Here is a 20,030-nt window from a genome sequence, read left to right on the forward strand (position 1 = left end):
AGGATTATGAAGAAAATTTTTTGGACAATGTGTATGCTTGGAGCTTACATGGCACAAGCGCAAGTCGTAGATTCTACGAAAACCATTGATTCAACACAACAAGATAATTTTGTCTTAGATTATACCAATGCACGAACTTTCAAATTGAAAGATATCGTTGTAACAGGTGACTCTAAATATTCTAAGAATCAAATTATCCGTTATGCAGGTTTTGCTATCGGTGAAGAGATAGAATTACCAGGTACGAAGGTAAATAATGCTGTAAAAAAATTATGGAGATCTAATATTTTCTCTGACATCGACTTGTATGTAGATAAAATAGAAGGTAACGAAGTTACATTAGAGCTTGCCTTGGTTTCAGTTCCTAGTTTAGGAGAAATTAAGATTAATGGTGTGAAAAAATCGCAACGCGAAGATTTAATCAAACAAAATAAATTAAATCCAGGTGTTAAGATTACACAAAGTTTAATCAATACGACAAATAATAAAATTAAAGATTATTATACTGGAAAAGGTTATCCTAACACAACAATTAATGTAGAACGTCAGCCAATTGTTGGTAAAGAAGACGAAGAAAACATTACATTAAATGTGAATCGTGGAGAGCGTGTAAAGATTAAGAAAATCATTTTCGAAGGAAATGAAAACTTAACTGCTGCTCGTTTACGTAAAAAAGGGATGAAAAATACCAAACAGAAATCTATCAATATCTTCAAGTCATCTAAAATGATTCCTGAAAAATTCCAGGAAGATTTAAAAACATTGGTTGAAGAATACAAATCTGTTGGTTTTAGAGATGCTAAAGTTGAGTCATACAATATCGAAAAAGTTGATGATAAAAACTTATTGGTAAAAATTAAGGTTAACGAAGGAAAACCATATTTCTTAGGAGATGTAACGTTCTCAGGAAACTCTATTTATACTTCTGAGCAGTTGCAACGAATTTTTGGATATAAAACCGGAGATCGTTATGATGCTGTCGGAATCAATAAAAAGATTTCGGGATCAGAAAAAGATGATGATATTTCAACGTTATACATGGACAGAGGGTATTTATTTGCACGTGCTATTCCTGTTGAAAAAAGTGTGAAAAATGATACGATTGACCTGGAAATCAAAATTTTTGAAGGAACTCAAGCTACACTTAATAAAGTAACGATTAACGGTAATACAGAAGCACACGATCATATTTTATACCGTGAGTTAAGAACTAAACCAGGAGATTTATTCTCTAAATCGGACATTAAGCGTACGATGATGGAGTTAGCTTCTTTGGGATACTTAGAACCAACGCAAATAGTTCCAGATATTCAACCAAATCAAGATAATAATACAGTTGATGTGGAGTGGAAAGTTGCGCCAAAATCATCTTCTCAAGTAGAATTACAAGGAGGATATGGTGCAGGGACTTTCATTGGTACATTAGGATTAACTTTCGGGAATTTCTCATTAAAGAATTTTTTCAATAAAAAAGCTTGGAAACCAATTCCAATGGGAGATGGACAACAATTATCACTAAGAGCACAAGCTGGTAACGGATATAAAAATTATAGTTTATCATTTGTTGAACCTTGGATTGGAGGAAAACGCCCTACAGCTTTATCAACGTCTTTTTATTATTCGCAATATGATTACCGTGATAATTATGGAGAAAAAGCGAAATTGGATATCTTAGGAGCTTCAGTTGGGTTAACTAAGTTATTAACTTGGCCAGATGATTATTTCCGTTTATCAAACTCAATTTCTTATCAGTTATATAACTTCGATAATTATGCGATGTCTGTTGGTAATATGCAATATGAAAATGGTTCGTCAAACAACTTAAACTACACATTAGGTTTAACACGTAATTCTGCTGGACCAGACCCTATTTTCCCACAATCAGGATCAGAAATTAGTTTATCGTTTACGACAACATTTCCTTATTCAGCTTTTAATAACAAAGACTATACAAACATGTCTGATGTAGAAAAATTCAAATGGTTAGAATATTATAAATTCAAAGCTAAAGCATATTTCTACAAAGAATTAACTGGTAAATTAGTTTTAAAAGCCGGTGGAGAGTTTGGAGTTTTAGGAACATATAACCGTAAAATTGGAACAATTCCTTTCGAACGTTTTTACTTAGGAGGAACAGGTCTTACACAAAATCGTTTCGATGGACGTGAGATTATTTCATTAAGAGGTTACGAAGATGCAACAAATTCTGGTGGACAAACAGGAGATATTACGCCAGAAGGAGGTGGTACGATTTATAATAAATATTCATTAGAATTGCGTTATCCAATCACAATGAGCCAAACAGCTAAAATTTATGCATTAACTTTTGCGGAAGGAGGTAACGTTTGGAACAATACAAGTGAATTTAAACCGTTTGAATTAAAACGTTCTGCAGGGGCAGGTGTTCGTATTTACATGCCAGCATTTGGTTTATTAGGATTCGATTTCGGATATGGATTTGATAAAGGATTTGGACAAACAGAACGCTCAGGATGGCAAACTCACTTTATTATTGGACAACAATTCTAATAAATTGAATAAATTTGCTTAGAACATTTTGGCATAATTTTAGAATTAACACACCACAAATATGAAAAAATGGATTAGTTTTATAGCGTTGTTCTTTGGATTAGCAAGTTTCTCTTTTGCGCAAAGATTTTGTTATGTAGACAGTCAGTATATTTTAGAAAATTTACCAGAATATACATCGTCTCAAAACAAATTAAAATCTCAAACAGAGTCTTGGCAAAAAGAAATTGAGCAAAAACAAGAAAATTTAGCTAAATTACAAGCCGAATTCGAAGCCGAAAAGATTTTATTAACGGCAGAACAGGTGAAAGAGCAAGAGAAAAAGCTAGCTGATGAAGTAGCGGCTGTAAGAATTTTGCAAGATAAACGTTATGGACCAAATGGTGATTTAGTTAATCTGAGAAGATCAATGGTAAAGCCTTTACAAGATCAAATTTATAATGCGACAAAAGAAGTTGCAGATAAAAGAGGATATGGTTTTGTATTTGATAAAGGAAGTGATTTAATCATGATTTATACAGATCCAAAGTTTGACATAAGTAGAGAAGTATTAATGACTTTAAGACCAGAGTTGAAACCAAATAATTCAAAAACATCAACTTCTGGAAATAATAAAACTAGTAATAGTAGCAATAAAACAAGAAAATAAATTTTAAAAAACAAATTAGACTAGAAATGAAACAAATTAGATTGATAGCAGTATTTACAATGATGGTTTTCGGAAGCGTTTTATCTTTCGCTCAAGAAATTGCACATATTGATACGCAAGCAGTAATTGAATCAATGCCAGCTTACAAAAAAGCAGAGGCTGATTTACAAGCATTAGGTAAAAAACACGAAGATGCTATCGCAAAATTACAAGCAGACTATAAAACTTTTATGGAAACTGCTCAAAAAGATTTAGCTGGTAAATCTCAAGAAGAGGCTCAAAAATTAATTGCAGCGAACAAATACCAAGAGAAAGAGCAAGAAATGCAAAAGAAATACGAAACGTATGCAAAAGCTGCTCAAGATGAAATGCAAGCAAAAGAGAAAGCTTTAATGGATCCAATCGAGAAAAGAGTAATGGATGCAATTAATGCTGCTGCTGCAAAAAAAGGAGTTAAATATGTTTTACCTGCAGGTGTTTTAGTTTACAAAGCTGGAGGATACGACTTATTAAATGACGTTAAAAAAGAATTAGGATTATAATTTTAAGATATTAATAATACCTTCAAGCCACTATTTTAGTGGCTTTTTTTATATATGAAAAGAATTTTAGTTACCGGAGCGAATGGTCAGTTAGGTCAATCGATTTTAGAGCAATCAAAAAACTACAAGGAAATTGAATGTTTTTTTGTCACTCGAAATGAATTAGATATTACGAATGAAGAATTAATTAATCATTATTTCGAAGATAAATCATTCGATTTTGTTGTCAATTGTGCAGCTTATACAGCGGTTGATAAAGCTGAAGATGATCAAGAGAATGCTTATTTAGTAAACGCAAAAGCAACAGAATTTTTAGCAAAAATCACGAATCAAAAAGGAATTCCTTTTATTCACGTTTCGACAGATTATGTATTTGATGGAACTGAAGCTCAACCTCGTCTAGAAACAGATCAAACAAATCCTATAGGGGTGTATGGTCAAACAAAATTAGATGGCGAAAATTTAGCATTAGAAAACAATTCTAAAACGATTATTTTACGCACAGCTTGGGTTTATTCTCGATTTGGAAATAATTTCGTTAAAACGATGCTTAGGTTGTTTAATGACAAAGATTCGATCTCTGTTGTAGCAGATCAAATTGGTTCGCCAACAAATGCAATTGATTTGGCTGATGTAATCTTAACGATTATTTTGAAAGATGATTTAACCTATGGAATTTTTAATTATTCGAATGAAGGAAAATGTTCTTGGTTTGAATTTGCGCAAAAAATTAAAGAATTGTCTAATTCAACAATCGAAATTAATCCTGTTCCAACTTCAGCTTATCCGACAAAAGCGAAACGTCCTGCGTATAGTTTATTGGATAAATCGAAAATAAAAGAAGTTTATCAATTTGATATTCCGACTTGGGAAGATAGTTTGAAAAAAGAATTGAAACACCTGATTTAGTTTCAATTTTAATAACATAAAAAAGCTCGAGAAATTCTCGAGCTTTTATTTATCTGACAGATTATTGATTAATCTAAAATCTCAAAACGAGTATAAGGTTGCAACGCTTTCGGAATTTTTACTGTTCCATCAGCTTGTTGGTGATTCTCTAAAATTGAGGCTAAAATACGTGGTAAAGCCAAAGCAGAACCATTTAAACTATGTGCTAATTGAGTTCCGTTTTCATCTTTGTAACGTAATTTCAAACGATTCGCTTGGAAAGTCTCAAAATTAGATACAGATGAAACTTCTAACCATTTTTCTTGCGCTTCAGAGAAAACTTCAAAATCGTATGTAATTGCAGATGTAAATCCTGTATCACCACCACAAAGTCTTAAAATACGGTATGGTAATTCTAAATCTTCTAAAATTCCTTTTACGTGCTCAATCATTCCGTCTAAAGCAGCGTAAGAATTTTCTGGTTTTTCGATACGTACAATCTCAACTTTCTCAAATTGGTGTAAACGATTTAATCCTCTAACATCTTTTCCATAAGAACCCGCTTCACGACGGAAACATGGTGAATATGCAGTCAACGTAATTGGTAAATCTTCTGCTTTTACAATTGTATCACGGTAAATATTCGTCACAGGAACTTCCGCAGTAGGAATCAAGTACAAATCATCTTCTCCAATATAATACATTTGTCCTTCTTTGTCTGGTAACTGTCCAGTTCCATAACCAGAAGCCTCATTCACAACGAAGGGAGGAACAATTTCTGTATAGCCAGCATCAGAATTTTTATCTAAGAAAAATTGTGTTAAAGCACGTTGCAAACGAGCACCTTTTCCTTTGTAAACAGGGAAACCAGCTCCGGTAATTTTAACACCTAATTCAAAATCAATGATGTTAAATTTCTTAGCAACTTCCCAGTGTGGCAAATTGTTTGGTTTTGCAGTTGCATCTCCGTGTTCAAAAACGATTTCATTATCATCAGCATCTTTTCCTGCTTTTACGATTTCGTTCGGAATATTCGGGATTTGATACAAAATATCTTTAACGGATGTTTCGTAAGACGATAATAAATCTTGTAACTCTTTTGATTGAGTTTTTAAATCAACCGTTTTGTTTTTTAATTCATTAGCCTCTTCCGATCTTCCATCTTTAAACAAATTACCAATTTCTTTTGCTAATTTGTTGGATTCAGCTAATACATTATCTAATTCAAATTGTGTTTTACGACGAAGTTCATCCACATTTAAAACTTCATCAACAAGATCTAATTGTTTGAAGTTACGTTTTTTAAGTCCTTCAATTACACGATCTTTGTTTTCTTGAATGTAAGAAACTACTAGCATACTTTTATTAAATTTATACAAATGTATAAATAATTAATTTTTTAGAATAAAGATTAAATGATTTAGGATCAAAAATTAATCAAAATCAATTAATTTTTAAATTTAACTGTCTTCATTAGATAAATAATTGACACAATGTTTTTTACAAAAAATATTCAAAAATTGTAAAACTATTTATAATTGATTAAAAATCAATAGTTTAAATTTTATTTATTGAGAATTGATTAATACAATTATATTACATTGATTTTACATGCTGTTGTTTACGTTTCGAAATACATTTGTCAAAGAAAATTAATCGAAAATTATTAATAATTAAAACAATAAAACAATGAAAAAATTTTTCGCAGTAGTTGCAGTAGCAGCTTTATCTTTAGGAGCAGTATCTTGTGGTGAGAAAAAAGCAGAAGAAGCAGTAGAAAATACAACTGACTCTTTAGCAACTCAAACTGACTCTTTAGCAGCTCAAACTGATTCTTTAGCAGCTAAAACTGATTCTTTAGTAGAAAAAACTGATTCTTTAGCAACTAAAGTTGAAGGTGCAGCTAAGGAAGTAGCTCCAGCTACTGAAGCTCCAGCAAAATAATTTGAAATAACATTCAGATCATATAAAGAAACCACTTATTAGATAAGTGGTTTTTTTATGCTGTTTTTCGATGTAAATAGCGAGTTAACTTGATAGATAAATCTAAAAGTATAATTTTAGAATTACCATTTCGCTCGATATGATACGACGCTTCATTAATTTCATTTAAAATATCTTCGATATTAGCTCCATGTATAAAAGGCGCAAAACCTTGCCATTTAAAACCTTCTGCATTAATTTGTAAAAAAACTAAATCATCAGATTGATACGTTTTTAACAAAGCTTGACGAAAAATCTCTGAACAATAATTCAAAAAATCTTTTTGTTCACTTCTCGACCAACTTGCAATTTGATTCGACCAATCAATCAAATCTTTTAAAACGGTTGGCGTTTTGGCTGCCATAAAGGCTTTTCGAACCCAAGTCACAAAATACTTATCGAATAAATGTTCGTCATCATTCAATTGATGCAACGCTTCTCGTACATTTCCTTGCGATAAAAAAGCGATATGTTGCGCTTTTTCTGGATTAATATTTTTCTTCTCAATTAGATAATTCTTTATATCCGATTGCGATAAACGAGGAATTTTAACCAATTGACAACGAGAAGTAATAGTTTGTAGAATCAAATCTTCACGTTCTGTTACCAATAAAAAAAGTGTTTTTTGAGGCGGTTCTTCAATTATTTTCAACAATTTATTTGCAGCTGCAGTAGTCATTTCCTCAGCTTGCCAAATAATCATGATTTTATAGCCTCCTTCGTAACTATTTAGCGCTAATGTTTTGACGATTTCATCCGCTTCATCAACAGGAATAACGCCTTGTTTTTTCTCAATACCAAGATGAGACATCCAATCCGTTAAATTTCCATAGACATTTTCGTCTACAAAAGTTCGCCAATCGTTTAATAAATACTTAGCAAGTGGCTTTTTTACACTTTCTGTTGCTGAATAAGGAAAAGAAAAATGTAAATCGGGATGTTGTAATTTATCAACTTTCAGATTGCATTGTTCGTTATTCAAACCACACAAAACTTCACGTGCATAAGCAATTGCCAAAGCCAAAGTTCCCGAACCTTCTGGACCAGAAAAAAGCTGAGCATGACTTATACGACCATCTTTTATAGATTGTTGAAGCTTGTTTTTAATCTCCTGTTGTCCAATTATATTTTCCCAAAGCATAGTCCAAAGTTACTATTTTTATTTTTCAGAATTTATCATACTTTTTAATCGATTGATTTCTTCTAAATTAGCAATTCCAGAATCATCAATCATCGCTGATGAATGAAAGTAAGTAGCGTTTGTATATGAATCAATTTCTTCAATATTTGTTGAGCGCAAACCACCTCCAGGCATAATTGTGATTTGATTTTCTGCTTTTTTAACAAGGTTTTTTAATTCACGTTTTCCATCATAAACATTACTATCTAAACCAGAAGTTAAAATAGTTTTGAATCCTAAATCAATCACGATTTGAAGTGAATTTTCGGCATCAGAAGTTCTGTCAAAAGCGCGATGAAAAGTACAAGGAAAAGGTTTTGCAAGTTCAATTAATTCATGATTTCGTTCAAAATCGATTTCGTTATCTTCATTCAAAATTCCAAAAACAAAACCATCAATTCTAAAATTTTTAATCATGATGATTTCAGATTTCATTTGTTCAAATTCTTCATCAGAATAACAAAAGTCTCCATCACGAGGGCGAATCATCACCATAATTTCTTTATCTGTTTCTTTTCTTAATGTTTTGATATCTTCAAAACTAGGTGTAATTCCGCCTGTTGAAACATCAGCACATAACTCGATTCTATCTGCATTTGATTTTGCTGCAACTAAAGCTGATTCTAAATTAAAGCAAGCAATTTCTATTTTTTTCATTTTGTAATAGATTTTCCGTCAATTAAACGATTTCCAGTTTCATCATAAACCGCAAAGTTAAAGCCAGGATGAATACAATATGAACCATATTCGCCTTGTTTGTTAATTGCAATAAAACCAACTTGAATCGCCGATAAATCTTTTTTACGCGATTTTGTTAATTTAATGATTCGATGAACAGCCTCCTTACATGCATTTTCTGGCGAATAACCTTGACGCATCAACTCCACAACCAAATGACTTCCCGCAATACGAATCACTTCTTCACCATGACCAGTAGCGGTTGCTGCACCAATTTCGTTATCAACATATAAACCTGCGCCGATAATTGGTGAATCACCAACACGTCCGTGCATTTTGTACGCCATTCCGCTCGTAGTACAAGCTCCAGAAAGATTTCCATAGGAATCTAAGGCAATCATTCCAATTGTATCATGATTTTCGATATTGATAGGCATCTGATAATTAGTATCTTTCAACCATTCTTTCCACTCTTTTTCGGAAACATCAGTTAATAAATTCTCTTTTTTGAAGCCTTTTTCCAACGCAAATTGAAGTGCACCATTTCCAACTAACATCACGTGTGGTGTATCTTCCATTACCTTTCGCGCAACAGAAATTGGATGTTTGATATACTCTAAACTAGCAACAGAACCAATATTTGCTTGATCGTCCATAATACATGCATCTAAAGTTACTTTTCCATCGCGATCAGGACGTCCACCATAACCAACACTTCGTTCATTTGGATCAGCTTCGACCAATTTTACGCCTTGCTCTACAGCATCTAAAGCTGTTCCATTATTACCTAAAACTTTCCAAGCTTCGGCATTAGCTTCAATTCCAAAACGCCAAGTAGAAAGAACAATTGGTTTATTGATTTTTGTTGAAGTAGTTGATCTTTTAGATGTAGTTTGCGCATTAAGATCAAGTTTTGTTGTACCTAAAAGTAAGCCTAAAGCTCCAAGATTTTTTATGAAATTTCTTCTATTACTCATGTGTTAATCGATTTCTAAATTGTGTTAAAACAAATATAATCCATATTATTGTATAACAGAATTTCTGTCAATCAAAACACTAAAAACTAATGAGATCAACTTTACTATCATTTATTCTGATGATGTTTTCATCATTAATTTTTGCTCAGAAAAATAATTATGCACAATATGTTAATCCGTTTATTGGAACAGGTGGACATGGACATACATTTCCTGGAGCGACTTTACCATTCGGAATGGTTCAACTTTCTCCAGATACTCGAATTGATGGAAGTTGGGATGGTTGTGGTGGTTATCATTATTCTGATGATTTTATTTATGGTTTTTCACATACACATCTAAATGGAACAGGAGTTTCTGATTATGGTGACATTATGTTGATGCCAACGCTTAATCAGAAAGGATTTAATCAGACTGATTATGGTTCTAAATTTTCGCATAAAAATGAAAAAGCAACAGCAGGATATTATCAAGTTTTGTTAGATAAATATAATGTCAATGTTCGATTAACGGCAACAACTCACGTTGGTTTGCATGAATATACTTTTAATAAAGCTGGTGACGCAAATATCATTTTAGATCTTAATCATCGTGATAAATTAGTTGACGGAGAAGTGAAAATTGTAGACGCTAAAACACTTTATGTTTACAGAAATTCGGAAGAATGGGCGAAGAATCAAAAGATTTTTGCCAAGATAGAATTTAATGTTCCATTGAAATTAACTGCTTCAAAAGACGGAAATATAATATCTAAAACATTTAAAGGAAATGAAATTGCCTTGGCTTTTGGTAAAAAAGTAAAGAAAGGTGAGAAGATTATGGTAAAAGTGACCTTATCTACAACTGGATATAATGGAACGGATGTTAATAGCAAAGAATTAACAACTTTTGATTTTTCTAAAACGAAAGCCGCTGCTGAAAAGGCTTGGGACAAAGAATTATCGAAGATTGAAGTGAAATCTTCAGATAAGAATAAACTAACTATTTTTTATACAGCGATGTATCACACGATGATGCAACCAAATATTTCGCAAGATTTGAATGGAAATTATCGTGGAATGGACGATCAAATTCATTTGGCAAATAATTTCGATTATTATTCGGTTTTTTCACTTTGGGATACTTTTCGTGCTGCGCATCCTTTGTATACCTTGATTGAGAAGAGAAGAACGATTGATTTTATTAACACATTTATCAAGCATTACGAACAAGGTGGACGTTTACCTGTTTGGGAATTAGCGAGTAACGAAACCGATTGTATGATTGGTTATCACTCGGTTTCTGTGATTGCTGATGCAATGGTAAAAGGTTTCAAAGGCTTTGATTATGAGAAAGCTTATGAAGCAGCAAAACATTCGGCAATGTTAGATCATTTGGGATTGAAAGCTTACAAACAAAACGGATTTATTTCGATTGACGATGAACACGAATCAGTTTCTAAAACATTAGAATATGCGTACGATGATTGGTGTATTGCGCAAATGGCATTGATTTTAAATAAACACGACGATTATAATTACTTTATCGAACGTTCTCAATATTGGAAAAATTTATTCAATCATGAGACAAAATTTATTCAGCCAAAGAAAAATGGAGGTTGGCTAAAACCTTTTGATCCGCGTGAAGTAAACAATAATTACACAGAGGCGAATGGTTGGCAATACACGTTTTTTGCACCGCAAGATATTAATGGAATGATTGATTTTTATGGTGGAAAAGATGGTTTTGATGCAAAATTAGATGAATTATTTAATGCACCATCAGAAACAACAGGTCGAGAGCAAGTGGATGTTACTGGACTTATTGGGCAATATGCGCAAGGAAATGAGCCGAGTCATCACGTGGCTTTTTTGTACAATTACATTGATAAGCCAAAAAAAACAAAAGAATTGGTTCATAAAATTTTGAATGAACATTACAAAAACTCGCCAGATGGATTGATTGGAAATGAAGATTGTGGGCAGATGAGCGCGTGGTACGTTTTGGCTTCGATGGGAATTTATAGCGTTACGCCAGGTTCGGGAATGTGGACGACTGTTGAGCCGTATTTTGATGAAATCACGATTAATCTAGAAGATGGAACGAAGCGTATAATCACGAAAAATAATTACAAGGAAAATCAATTTTTAGGATTTGAATTCTTGAAAGATAGAGAGATTAAACCTATTTCTGAAAGTGAAAAAATTGTAACGGTTCCAGTTTTGATTGCTGAAGACAGATCATTTCAAAATAAAATGAATGTTGAAGTAAAATCTTCTGAACCAAATGCGAAAATCTATGTTTCTGTGAATGGTAAAAAAGCAGAAATCTATAAAAAACCAATTTCAATCAAAGAAACAACTACAATTTCTTCTTTTGTGGAAGTGAATGGAAAGAAAAGTAAAACAATTTCTGGAACATTTACTAAGAAACCAAATGATTATACAATTCAGTTGAATTCTACCTACACACCGCAATATCATGCAGGTGGATATGATCAAAATTTTGATGCAATTGTTGACATGAAAAAAACGAAATCCGTTTCTTCGGTTGTCATGAATTTCTTGCAAGATTCTCGTTCTTGGATTGTCTTACCTACAAAATTAGAAGTCTATACATCGAAAGATAATCAGAATTTTAAATTGGTTGGAATGTTAGAAAAACAAGTTGATGCATTTGATAATAACGTGTTTTCTGATTCATGGAAAATTCAGTTTAAAGAAGAAAAAGCACGTTACATCAAAGTAAAAGCAACAAATTATGGTGCTTTCCCAAAAGGTCATTTAGCAGAACCTTTTCAAGGAAAGTCGTATATTTTTGTAGATGAAATAACAGTGAAATAGTGAATAAAAAGTTAATTGTTTTTAATTTAATCGTTATTGGATTAATACTTTTATTTCCAATAATAAATTTTTGTTGGATACATAGTTCTTCAAATTATACTTTTTGGGATATTTATTATCAAACCGAATATCATGAAATTATTTACATTCTTATTGGAATAATTATTTTCTCAAGTTTAATTAGTTTGTTTAAATACAGTAAGTTGATTAATGTTAATTTAGTTTTAACTTCAGTTTTTTTTATGATTATAATTGGAGTATTTATAAATGACATAATTAAATTAAAAAAGGAAGAAAAAGAATACATAGAAAGAGCAAAAGAAGATATTAAAAATGATAAAATTATTTTTCTTCATTCAGGAGGATTTCCTTTACCAGAATTTAGTTCTGAAACCTATGCTAAAATTGACAGTATTCACAATAAATATGGAGTAGATTATATAAATATTGGAGTTTTAGATTTTAAACATGATAAATTAGAACTAAAATATGAAGAAACTGTAAAGCCTTATCTTGAAAAACGTAATGGTAAAGATTGGAAGAAACGAATGCAAAAAGAATTAGATGCAATAAAAAAGGAAAAACTTTATTAACTAAACTTTAGTTAACTTTTTCGTAACTTTATATTCGAAATCGAAGAAAATGCAAACAGAAATTTTAAACAAAGCATTACAGAATCGTTCTATCAATCCAACAGCGATGCGTTTGTTGGTTTTAGATAAATTGATGAAAACTGACGTTGCATTAAGTTTAGCTGATTTAGAAATTGAGATGGATCAAGCAGATCGCGTTACGATTTATAGAACATTAAAAACGTTTGAAGAAAATAAATTAATTCATTCCATAGAGGACGGAACGGGTTCTAAAAAATATGCGCTTTGTGAGTCGAGTTGCAAATGTACGCCTGAGTTTACGCATGCTCATTTTCATTGTAACAATTGTAATCAGACGTTTTGTTTGAGAAATATTCATTTGCCAGAAATCAATCTACCCAAAAATTTCGAAGTCGAACAATCTTCTTTTATCTTAAAAGGAATATGCGATCAATGTAAATCCTAAACTTTGCAACCAGATTGCAGCAACAACTTTATAATTTTGAAATATAAATTTTTAATTATGTCTAAAGCTTGTTGTAGTACGTCAAATGACGAACATAAAGATACTCATAATCACAATCACGAAGGTCATGACCACGAACACAATAATAGTAAAATTTTATTAGGTGCCAGTTTAGCTATTTTCTTTGCCGGAATTTTTGTTCAATATGTTTTAAAACCAACTTGGTTTGTTGATAATCAAATTATTCGTTTGATATGGTTTGGCATTTCTTATATTATAGTAGCATTTCCTGTTTGGGGAGAAGCCTTTAAATTAGCTAAAAAGCTAGATTTCTTCAATGAATTTTCGTTGATGGGAATTGCGACTTTAGGTGCTTTCATTATTGGCGAATATCCAGAAGGTGTAGCGGTAATGTTGTTTTATACAATTGGCGAAATGTTCCAAGAAGCGGCGGTTAATAAGGCAAAAGGAAATATTAAAGCCTTATTAGATGTTCGTCCAGACACAGCGCATGTTTTACGAAATGGTAATTTCGAAACAATAAAACCACAAGATGTGGTAATTGGAGAAACAATTCAGGTAAAAGTTGGGGAAAAAGTTCCGTTAGATGGAATTATGATTTCAGATAAAGGAAGTTTTAATACTGCGGCTTTGACGGGAGAAAGTAAACCTTCAACGTATAAAATAGGAGAAACTGTTTTGGCAGGAATGTTAAATCTTGAAAATGTAATTGAAATTCAAACGACGAAAAAATTTGAAGATAGTTCGATTGCAAAAATTTTACAAATGGTTCAAGATGCAGCTTCTCGCAAAGCTCCAACTGAATTATTTATCCGAAAATTTGCAAAAATATATACGCCAATTGTTTTCTTTTTAGCGGCTGCTTTGGTGATTACTCCTTATTTCTTTGTTGATAATTACGATTTTAATGATTGGTTATACAGAGGTTTAGTTTTCTTGGTTGTTTCTTGTCCTTGTGCATTAGTTATTTCGGTTCCATTGGGTTATTTTGGTGGAATTGGAGCAGCTTCACGCAACGGAATTTTAGTAAAAGGTTCTAACTTTTTAGATTTAATGGCGAAAGTAAACACAGTTGTGATGGATAAAACAGGAACAATGACGGAAGGCGTTTTCGAAGTTCAAAAAATTGAAACTAATCTTCCTGAAAACGATTTTTTAAATCTTGTTTCGGCTTTAGAAAAGCAATCTACGCATCCAATTGCGAAAGCGATTGTGGCAAGTCATCCTTCAGAATTGAAAGCGATAGAAGTGGAAGAAATTTCTGGAAAAGGTTTGAAAGGAAAAGTTGATGGAAAAATAGTTTTAGCTGGAAATACTAAATTATTAGATCATTTCTCGATTCAATATCCACAAGAAATTCATGATATTGTAGAAAGTATTGTGGTGGTTGCAGTTGATGAAAAATATGCAGGATATATTACAATTGCTGATAAAATCAAGGAAGATGCGCAACAAGCAATTCAGAAAATGAAAGCTTTAGGTGTTTCGAAAACGATTATGTTGAGTGGAGATAAAAATACCATTACGCAAAAAGTTGCAAAAGAAGTTGGTGTTGATGAAGCTTTTGGTGGATTGTTACCAGAAGGAAAAGTAGAGAAAGTTGAAGCATTGAAAAAAGATCAAAATCAAGTGGTGGCTTTCGTAGGTGATGGAATCAATGATGCGCCTGTTCTAGCGCTTTCTGATGTCGGAATTGCGATGGGTGGACTTGGAAGCGATGCTGCGATAGAAACTGCAGATGTTGTAATCCAAACCGATCAACCTTCTAAAATTGCAACGGCGATAAAAATTGGTCGTGAAACAAAAAAGATTGTGATTCAGAATATCATTTTAGCAATGGGCGTTAAAATTATCGTGCTTTTCCTTGGAGCAGAAGGAATTGCCAATATGTGGGAAGCTGTTTTTGCAGATGTAGGTGTTGCTTTATTAGCAATTTTGAATGCTGTTCGAATTCAACGAATGAAATTTTAGATAAAAAATAAAGCGATCAATTGATCGCTTATTTTTTTATGTATAAATCTTTCATCAAATCTAAATCAACCTTTAAAATATCAGTTAAATAATTTTCGACTGAACCAAAATTCTTATTAATCGCTTCATAAGAGCTTTCCAAATATTCAGGTAAAACATCAATTAGATATTTATAATTCGGATCGATCTTTAAGATGTGTGCATATTTTTGTTCCAAAAAGATATTAGAAGCCAAGTAATCATCCATAATTGTATCTAAATCGACTTTCAAAGCAGATAAAATCATTGCTGTTGCAAATCCAGTTCGATCTTTTCCTGCAGTACAATGAAATAAAATTGGCGTTCTATTTTTATGTTGAATAATATCAAAAAAGCTTTTGTATTGCGTTTGACATGTTTTATCTAAAACAAAATCCTCGTAGATTTTACACATAAATTCTTTCGGATTTGAAATTCCAGCTTTGAATTGTTTCACTAAATTTTCGAAATGTCCAGAAGAAATATCCAAATGAACTTCGTGATTACAACTATTTGGAATGCGATCTTGATTTTTTAAACGTTCGTAAGTCGTGCGTAAATCAATAATTGTTCGAATTGGAAAATCGTTTAAAATCTCCAAATCATCATCTGTCAAATTTGCTAAATCATCAGATCGAATTAACAATCCTTTTCTAATGACTTCATTTTTTGTGTTAATTATTCCACCTAAATCTCTGCAATTAAATCCGCCTTCAAGTGGAAGAGTTCTTTGTCCGAGCGAGATTTCGCATAAAGTATTTTCCATTTTCTGTTCGTTTTTTAGGTTATTTTTAATATGTAAAAGTTAAGGTTAATTATTTAGTTATCATATTAAAATCGTATTAAAAAAAGTATAACTTTTTACTTTAACATTTTATTATTCTTATTCAATCTAAATTTACTTTATATTCGTATAGAATTAGAATAAATCTAAATAATCTGATGGGAGATAAAGTGAAAATTGCGAAGGAGAAGTTCATCTTAAAAAAGAAAGAATTTGTGACACCACATCTTATTCGCGTTCATTTGGAAAATGATGATGTATCTTTTTTTAAGGATACAACGTTGGGCGGAACATGTAAATTACTTTTTCCACCGCTTGGGATCCGTGATATTCACTATGCTGAGTATGATGAAGAGAATCAAAAATGGATTTCGCCATCAGAAAAATTTAAACCAGTTTCTCGTACCTATACGTTGCGCGATATTGATGCAAAAAACAATGTGATTGTGATTGATATTGCAAATCATGGATTGAATGGTCCAGGATCGCGTTGGGCAAATGAGGCGAAAGTTGGAGATATGATTGGAGTTTCGATGAAGTCGAAAAAAAAAGATTTGGCTCCAAAAACAGATTTCATTTTCTTGGCTGCAGATTTAACAGGCTTGCCTGTAATTTCAGCAATTATAGAGTCGCTTCCTGCTAAAACAAACGGAATTGTTTGTGTGGAAGTCCCAACAGAAGATGATATTCACCAAATTGAAACGAAAGCAAATTTAGAATTTAAATGGATTGTGAATCAAAATGTAGGAAGCGGAATAGCTTTATATAGTTTGACAAAAAATCAGAAATTTCCGAAACGCAAAGACGGAAAACGATTTGCTTATGTTGCGGGGGAATCTAAATCTGTAAAGGAAATAAAATCATTTTTTAAAGATGATTTAGAATGGAAAAAAGACGAATTTTATTGTACATCGCATTGGAAAGCAGGAAAAGCAGAGAAAAATGCATTAGAAAATTGTCACGATAAAATAGAACAAGAATTGTTGGTAAGAGTTTTCTAAAAACAAGAGGGATATTTAATCAAAAAGCTTTATCAGAAATGGTGAAGCTTTTTTTGTTATCTTTAAATTTCTAATTGCATTAAAATGAAGTATATCTTATTGTTGTTGTTTTCAGTTTCAGTTTTTGGTCAAGAAAAATTTAAAGTAGAATATGAAAGACGGAATTTTATTAATTTGAATGATCCGAATCCAGAATCGAAAAGATTAAGAGAGGAAATGTTTTCGAAACCAAAATATATTGCTCTTTCTGTCGATGCAAATCAATGTCTTTCACAAGAAATAGAACGAATTGATAATTCGCAAGGACCAAAATATTCGATGAAAGTTTTAGGTGGTTTTAAAGATTTGGAAAGCTTTTATGATTTCGATACGAATTCAAAAATAATCATGAGAGAAATGGATTCCAAATTGTATAATATCTCTGATTCCATTGCAACTTATAAATGGAGTATTACGCGAGAATCCAAAAAAATAAAAGGTTATGATGTACGAAAAGCAGTAGCTGTTGACGCTAATTTCAACATAGAAGCGTGGTATGTTCCTTCGATAAAATCAAAATGTGGACCAGATGAATACAATGGTTTGCCAGGATTATTATTAGAACTGAAGAAAACTTCTTTGAAAGATGAAAATCAGTATACAACTTATAAGTTAGAATCAATTTCGATTGACGATAAGCTGAAACTACAAAAACCAACGAAAGGAAAAGTAATTTCGACACCAGAATTTGATAAAATTGAGAAAGAATATTATCAAAAAATACAAGAAAATATCAACAAAAAAACAGGAGTTGATAAAGATGATTAACAAAAAAACGGCTCAATTTTGAGCCGTTTTTTTGTTATTTTGATTCAATAATCGTAAACTTACTTATTAAGAAATTCATCAATTTCAGTGTGGTTATTCAACCAATCTTTTGCCATTTCGAATGCAGATAAATTTTTGCTTAATTCTAGTGGGTGTTCCTTAAGTAATTTTAAAAATTGTTGATTAATCAAATCAATTGTGTAGCGTTCCGCTTGATTAAGCTGTTGTTTTTCTCGGTTTGATGCGTAATAATTATTTTCATTAATAAAATTGAAATAATCATTGACCAATTCCCAAAGTTCAGGAATTCCTTTTCCGATTAATCCAGAACCGATAATTGATTTTCTTTTCCATTGAGAAGATTTGGTTGGTAAAAATTGCAATGAACGAACAATATCCAATTTTGCATCTTTCACTAATTTTTCTTGAAACGAATCTGATTTATTGACAAAAATTAAATCAGCCATTTCCATAATTCCTCGTTTTATTCCTTGTAAATCATCTCCAGAACCCGGAAGTTGAAGAAATAAGAAGAGATCTGAAATTTCATTTACTAAGGTTTCAGATTGTCCAACACCGACAGTTTCAATCAAAATATTTTCAAACCCTGCTGCTTCGCATAATAAAATTGCTTCATATGTACGTGAGGTAACACCACCTAAAGAACCGTTAGAAGCGCTTGGACGTATATAAGCATTCTCTTCTCGCGATAAGTCCTCCATGCGTGTTTTGTCGCCTAAAATACTTCCTTTTGAAAGGGAACTACTTGGATCAATTGCTAAAATCGCTACTTTTTCACCTTTACTTAGAATATATTTCCCCAAAGATTCGATAAAAGTACTTTTACCAACACCGGGAATTCCTGTAATGGCAATTCTTTTTGAAGTTTTGGAAACAGGTAATAAACTAATGATATGTTGCGCTAATTTCAAATCGTCTAAACGATTGCTTTCGGCTAGTGTAATAGCTCTTGATAAGGCAAAACGATCGCCTTCTTTTATTTTTTGAGCAAGTATTTCGGGGTCAATTTTTCGCATAAGACACAATCTTAGATTAAAGATAAAGTCTTAATTAAGAATAAAAAAATACAATCGAAATTTGTGAATGTATTTTATATAGCTCTTGCATTGATTGGTATAAAAAATAAAACAAATATAATTGTTTATATATTTTAAATTCAATTATATAAACTTCATTAATTCGTAATTATGAATTTTTTTGTTCCTCTTTAATTCTTTTTATAAAAGCAGAAGGAGATTCATTCATGATTTGAGTAAAAGTTGTTGTAAAAGTACTATGAGAAGCAAATCCGCAATCACTTGCTAAATAGCTTACTTTCGTGTTAATGTATTTCGGCTCATTTTGAAGTCGATTGACGATATAATTTACTCTCAATTCATTCAAATAAGAATTAAATTGCTTTTGACGATGAGTTTTAATGATTTCAGAAAGATATTTTGTATTCGTTTCAAATTGTTTTGATAATGAAGCAAGGTTAATATCTTTCTTAGTAAAGCCTTTATTCTTCTCAAATAACTCTAATTTTCGAAGTAAGTCATTCTCGGTTTTAGATGAAATGCTAAGGTTATTCGTTGGTTTTTCTTCAATCATAACCTCTGTTGGTGGAGTTGGAGAAATGATTTTATTTGTAACCTCTTCTTTGATTGGTTCAGAAGGAATTTCTTTAATCTCTTTTACAGAACTTATTTCTTCGACAGAAATCTCAGTTGATTGTTTAGTTTTTTTGGAAACAAAGTAAATAATTAATCCTAAGATAATTATCGCTGAAATTAATAATAAAATGATTAACCAAGTTTCCATTTTTTGTAAAATTTATATTCCGAATTAATAAAATAAAACCAATTGATAATCATTAAAATAATTGATTTTCAATGATTATACTATTTGTAAAAATACTCCGAAATTTTGAAATAAAAAAGGCTAACTTTTAAGAGTTAGCCTTTTTTTTGAAATTCATCTTTGCTTGGAGAACAACCACAGCCTTTTGAGCATCCGCCTCCTTTTGAACTAAATGAGTTTCTAATTAATTTTACAACATACCAAACTGCAAATCCGAAAAGGAAAGCGATAAAAATATATTGTATCCAAATATTGTCCATA

19 protein-coding genes are annotated in these 20,030 nt (G+C 31.6%); 11 read left to right on the plus strand and 8 right to left on the minus strand.

The window, feature by feature from the left end; translation table 11 throughout:
* Positions 1 to 6: 6 nt before the first annotated feature.
* The 4 genes from bamA to rfbD all read left to right on the plus strand — a co-directional run bounded on the left by bamA (position 7) and on the right by rfbD (position 4,629).
* The gene (gene bamA, locus B3M86_RS03890) at positions 7 to 2,529 is read left to right on the plus strand and encodes an outer membrane protein assembly factor BamA (protein WP_291075453.1); all 2,523 of its coding nucleotides are present in this window, start codon (positions 7 to 9) and stop codon (positions 2,527 to 2,529) included.
* Between the two features lie 61 nt (positions 2,530 to 2,590).
* Positions 2,591 to 3,178, plus strand: a complete 588-nt coding sequence (locus tag B3M86_RS03895) for an OmpH family outer membrane protein (RefSeq protein WP_286495463.1) — start codon at positions 2,591 to 2,593, stop codon at positions 3,176 to 3,178.
* A 26-nt stretch (positions 3,179 to 3,204) separates the two neighbouring features.
* On the plus strand, positions 3,205 to 3,720 hold the full coding sequence (locus B3M86_RS03900; RefSeq protein ID WP_114998374.1) for an OmpH family outer membrane protein: 516 nt from the start codon (positions 3,205 to 3,207) through the stop codon (positions 3,718 to 3,720).
* 54 nt (positions 3,721 to 3,774) lie between these two features.
* A complete protein-coding gene (gene rfbD / locus B3M86_RS03905) occupies positions 3,775 to 4,629 on the plus strand; it encodes a dTDP-4-dehydrorhamnose reductase (RefSeq protein ID WP_038334743.1) in 855 nt (284 codons plus the stop codon).
* Positions 4,630 to 4,697: 68 nt separating this feature from the next.
* On the opposite strand, the gene serS is transcribed toward rfbD, so the two are convergent.
* Positions 4,698 to 5,966 carry a serine--tRNA ligase gene (serS, locus tag B3M86_RS03910; RefSeq protein ID WP_038334750.1) on the minus strand — a complete coding sequence of 423 codons (1,269 nt, stop codon included), beginning with the start codon at positions 5,964 to 5,966 and terminating at the stop codon, positions 4,698 to 4,700.
* 331 nt (positions 5,967 to 6,297) lie between these two features.
* Here serS and B3M86_RS03915 point away from each other — a divergent pair, with 331 nt between their 5' ends.
* On the plus strand, positions 6,298 to 6,552 hold the full coding sequence (locus B3M86_RS03915) for a hypothetical protein (protein WP_038334756.1): 255 nt from the start codon (positions 6,298 to 6,300) through the stop codon (positions 6,550 to 6,552).
* Between the two features lie 55 nt (positions 6,553 to 6,607).
* On the opposite strand, the gene B3M86_RS03920 is transcribed toward B3M86_RS03915, so the two are convergent.
* The 3 genes from B3M86_RS03920 to B3M86_RS03930 are packed head-to-tail and all read right to left on the minus strand — an operon-like array spanning position 6,608 to position 9,426.
* Complete coding sequence (locus B3M86_RS03920) at positions 6,608 to 7,732, minus strand: ATP-binding protein (RefSeq protein WP_221854121.1); 1,125 nt, start codon at positions 7,730 to 7,732, stop codon at positions 6,608 to 6,610.
* Between the two features lie 18 nt (positions 7,733 to 7,750).
* Complete coding sequence (locus B3M86_RS03925) at positions 7,751 to 8,428, minus strand: copper homeostasis protein CutC (protein ID WP_221854122.1); 678 nt, start codon at positions 8,426 to 8,428, stop codon at positions 7,751 to 7,753.
* Positions 8,425 to 9,426, minus strand: coding sequence for an isoaspartyl peptidase/L-asparaginase family protein (locus B3M86_RS03930; RefSeq protein ID WP_114998363.1), 1,002 nt, complete (start codon positions 9,424 to 9,426; stop codon positions 8,425 to 8,427). Before B3M86_RS03930 ends, B3M86_RS03925 begins: the two co-directional genes overlap by 4 nt.
* 89 nt (positions 9,427 to 9,515) lie before the next feature.
* Here B3M86_RS03930 and B3M86_RS03935 point away from each other — a divergent pair, with 89 nt between their 5' ends.
* The 4 genes from B3M86_RS03935 to B3M86_RS03950 are packed head-to-tail and all read left to right on the plus strand — an operon-like array spanning position 9,516 to position 15,299.
* On the plus strand, positions 9,516 to 12,248 hold the full coding sequence (locus B3M86_RS03935; protein ID WP_291075451.1) for a GH92 family glycosyl hydrolase: 2,733 nt from the start codon (positions 9,516 to 9,518) through the stop codon (positions 12,246 to 12,248).
* The gene (locus B3M86_RS03940; RefSeq protein WP_219034963.1) at positions 12,248 to 12,841 is read left to right on the plus strand and encodes a hypothetical protein; all 594 of its coding nucleotides are present in this window, start codon (positions 12,248 to 12,250) and stop codon (positions 12,839 to 12,841) included. Before B3M86_RS03935 ends, B3M86_RS03940 begins: the two co-directional genes overlap by 1 nt.
* Before the next feature lie 49 nt (positions 12,842 to 12,890).
* Positions 12,891 to 13,307, plus strand: coding sequence for a Fur family transcriptional regulator (locus B3M86_RS03945; protein ID WP_291051884.1), 417 nt, complete (start codon positions 12,891 to 12,893; stop codon positions 13,305 to 13,307).
* 57 nt (positions 13,308 to 13,364) lie between these two features.
* Positions 13,365 to 15,299, plus strand: a complete 1,935-nt coding sequence (locus tag B3M86_RS03950; RefSeq protein ID WP_291051881.1) for a heavy metal translocating P-type ATPase — start codon at positions 13,365 to 13,367, stop codon at positions 15,297 to 15,299.
* A 28-nt stretch (positions 15,300 to 15,327) separates the two neighbouring features.
* Here B3M86_RS03950 and B3M86_RS03955 read toward each other — a convergent pair whose 3' ends face one another.
* Complete coding sequence (locus tag B3M86_RS03955) at positions 15,328 to 16,083, minus strand: tyrosine-protein phosphatase (protein ID WP_280050893.1); 756 nt, start codon at positions 16,081 to 16,083, stop codon at positions 15,328 to 15,330.
* Between the two features lie 176 nt (positions 16,084 to 16,259).
* On the opposite strand from B3M86_RS03955, the gene B3M86_RS03960 reads away from it, so the two are divergent.
* Both B3M86_RS03960 and B3M86_RS03965 read left to right on the plus strand, forming a co-directional pair.
* Complete coding sequence (locus B3M86_RS03960) at positions 16,260 to 17,102, plus strand: siderophore-interacting protein (protein WP_125349936.1); 843 nt, start codon at positions 16,260 to 16,262, stop codon at positions 17,100 to 17,102.
* An 84-nt stretch (positions 17,103 to 17,186) separates the two neighbouring features.
* Positions 17,187 to 17,909, plus strand: coding sequence for a GLPGLI family protein (locus B3M86_RS03965; RefSeq protein WP_125349935.1), 723 nt, complete (start codon positions 17,187 to 17,189; stop codon positions 17,907 to 17,909).
* Between the two features lie 59 nt (positions 17,910 to 17,968).
* Here B3M86_RS03965 and meaB read toward each other — a convergent pair whose 3' ends face one another.
* The 3 genes from meaB to B3M86_RS03980 all read right to left on the minus strand — a co-directional run bounded on the left by meaB (position 17,969) and on the right by B3M86_RS03980 (position 20,029).
* A complete protein-coding gene (gene meaB / locus B3M86_RS03970; protein WP_125349934.1) occupies positions 17,969 to 18,946 on the minus strand; it encodes a methylmalonyl Co-A mutase-associated GTPase MeaB in 978 nt (325 codons plus the stop codon).
* A 169-nt stretch (positions 18,947 to 19,115) separates the two neighbouring features.
* Positions 19,116 to 19,730, minus strand: a complete 615-nt coding sequence (locus B3M86_RS03975) for a helix-turn-helix domain-containing protein (protein WP_114998328.1) — start codon at positions 19,728 to 19,730, stop codon at positions 19,116 to 19,118.
* Between the two features lie 134 nt (positions 19,731 to 19,864).
* The gene (locus B3M86_RS03980; protein WP_114998326.1) at positions 19,865 to 20,029 is read right to left on the minus strand and encodes a FeoB-associated Cys-rich membrane protein; all 165 of its coding nucleotides are present in this window, start codon (positions 20,027 to 20,029) and stop codon (positions 19,865 to 19,867) included.
* Position 20,030 lies beyond the last annotated feature (1 nt).

Source organism: Empedobacter sp. UBA6305 (genome assembly GCF_002440405.1).
Lineage (GTDB): Bacteria > Bacteroidota > Bacteroidia > Flavobacteriales > Weeksellaceae > Empedobacter > Empedobacter falsenii_B.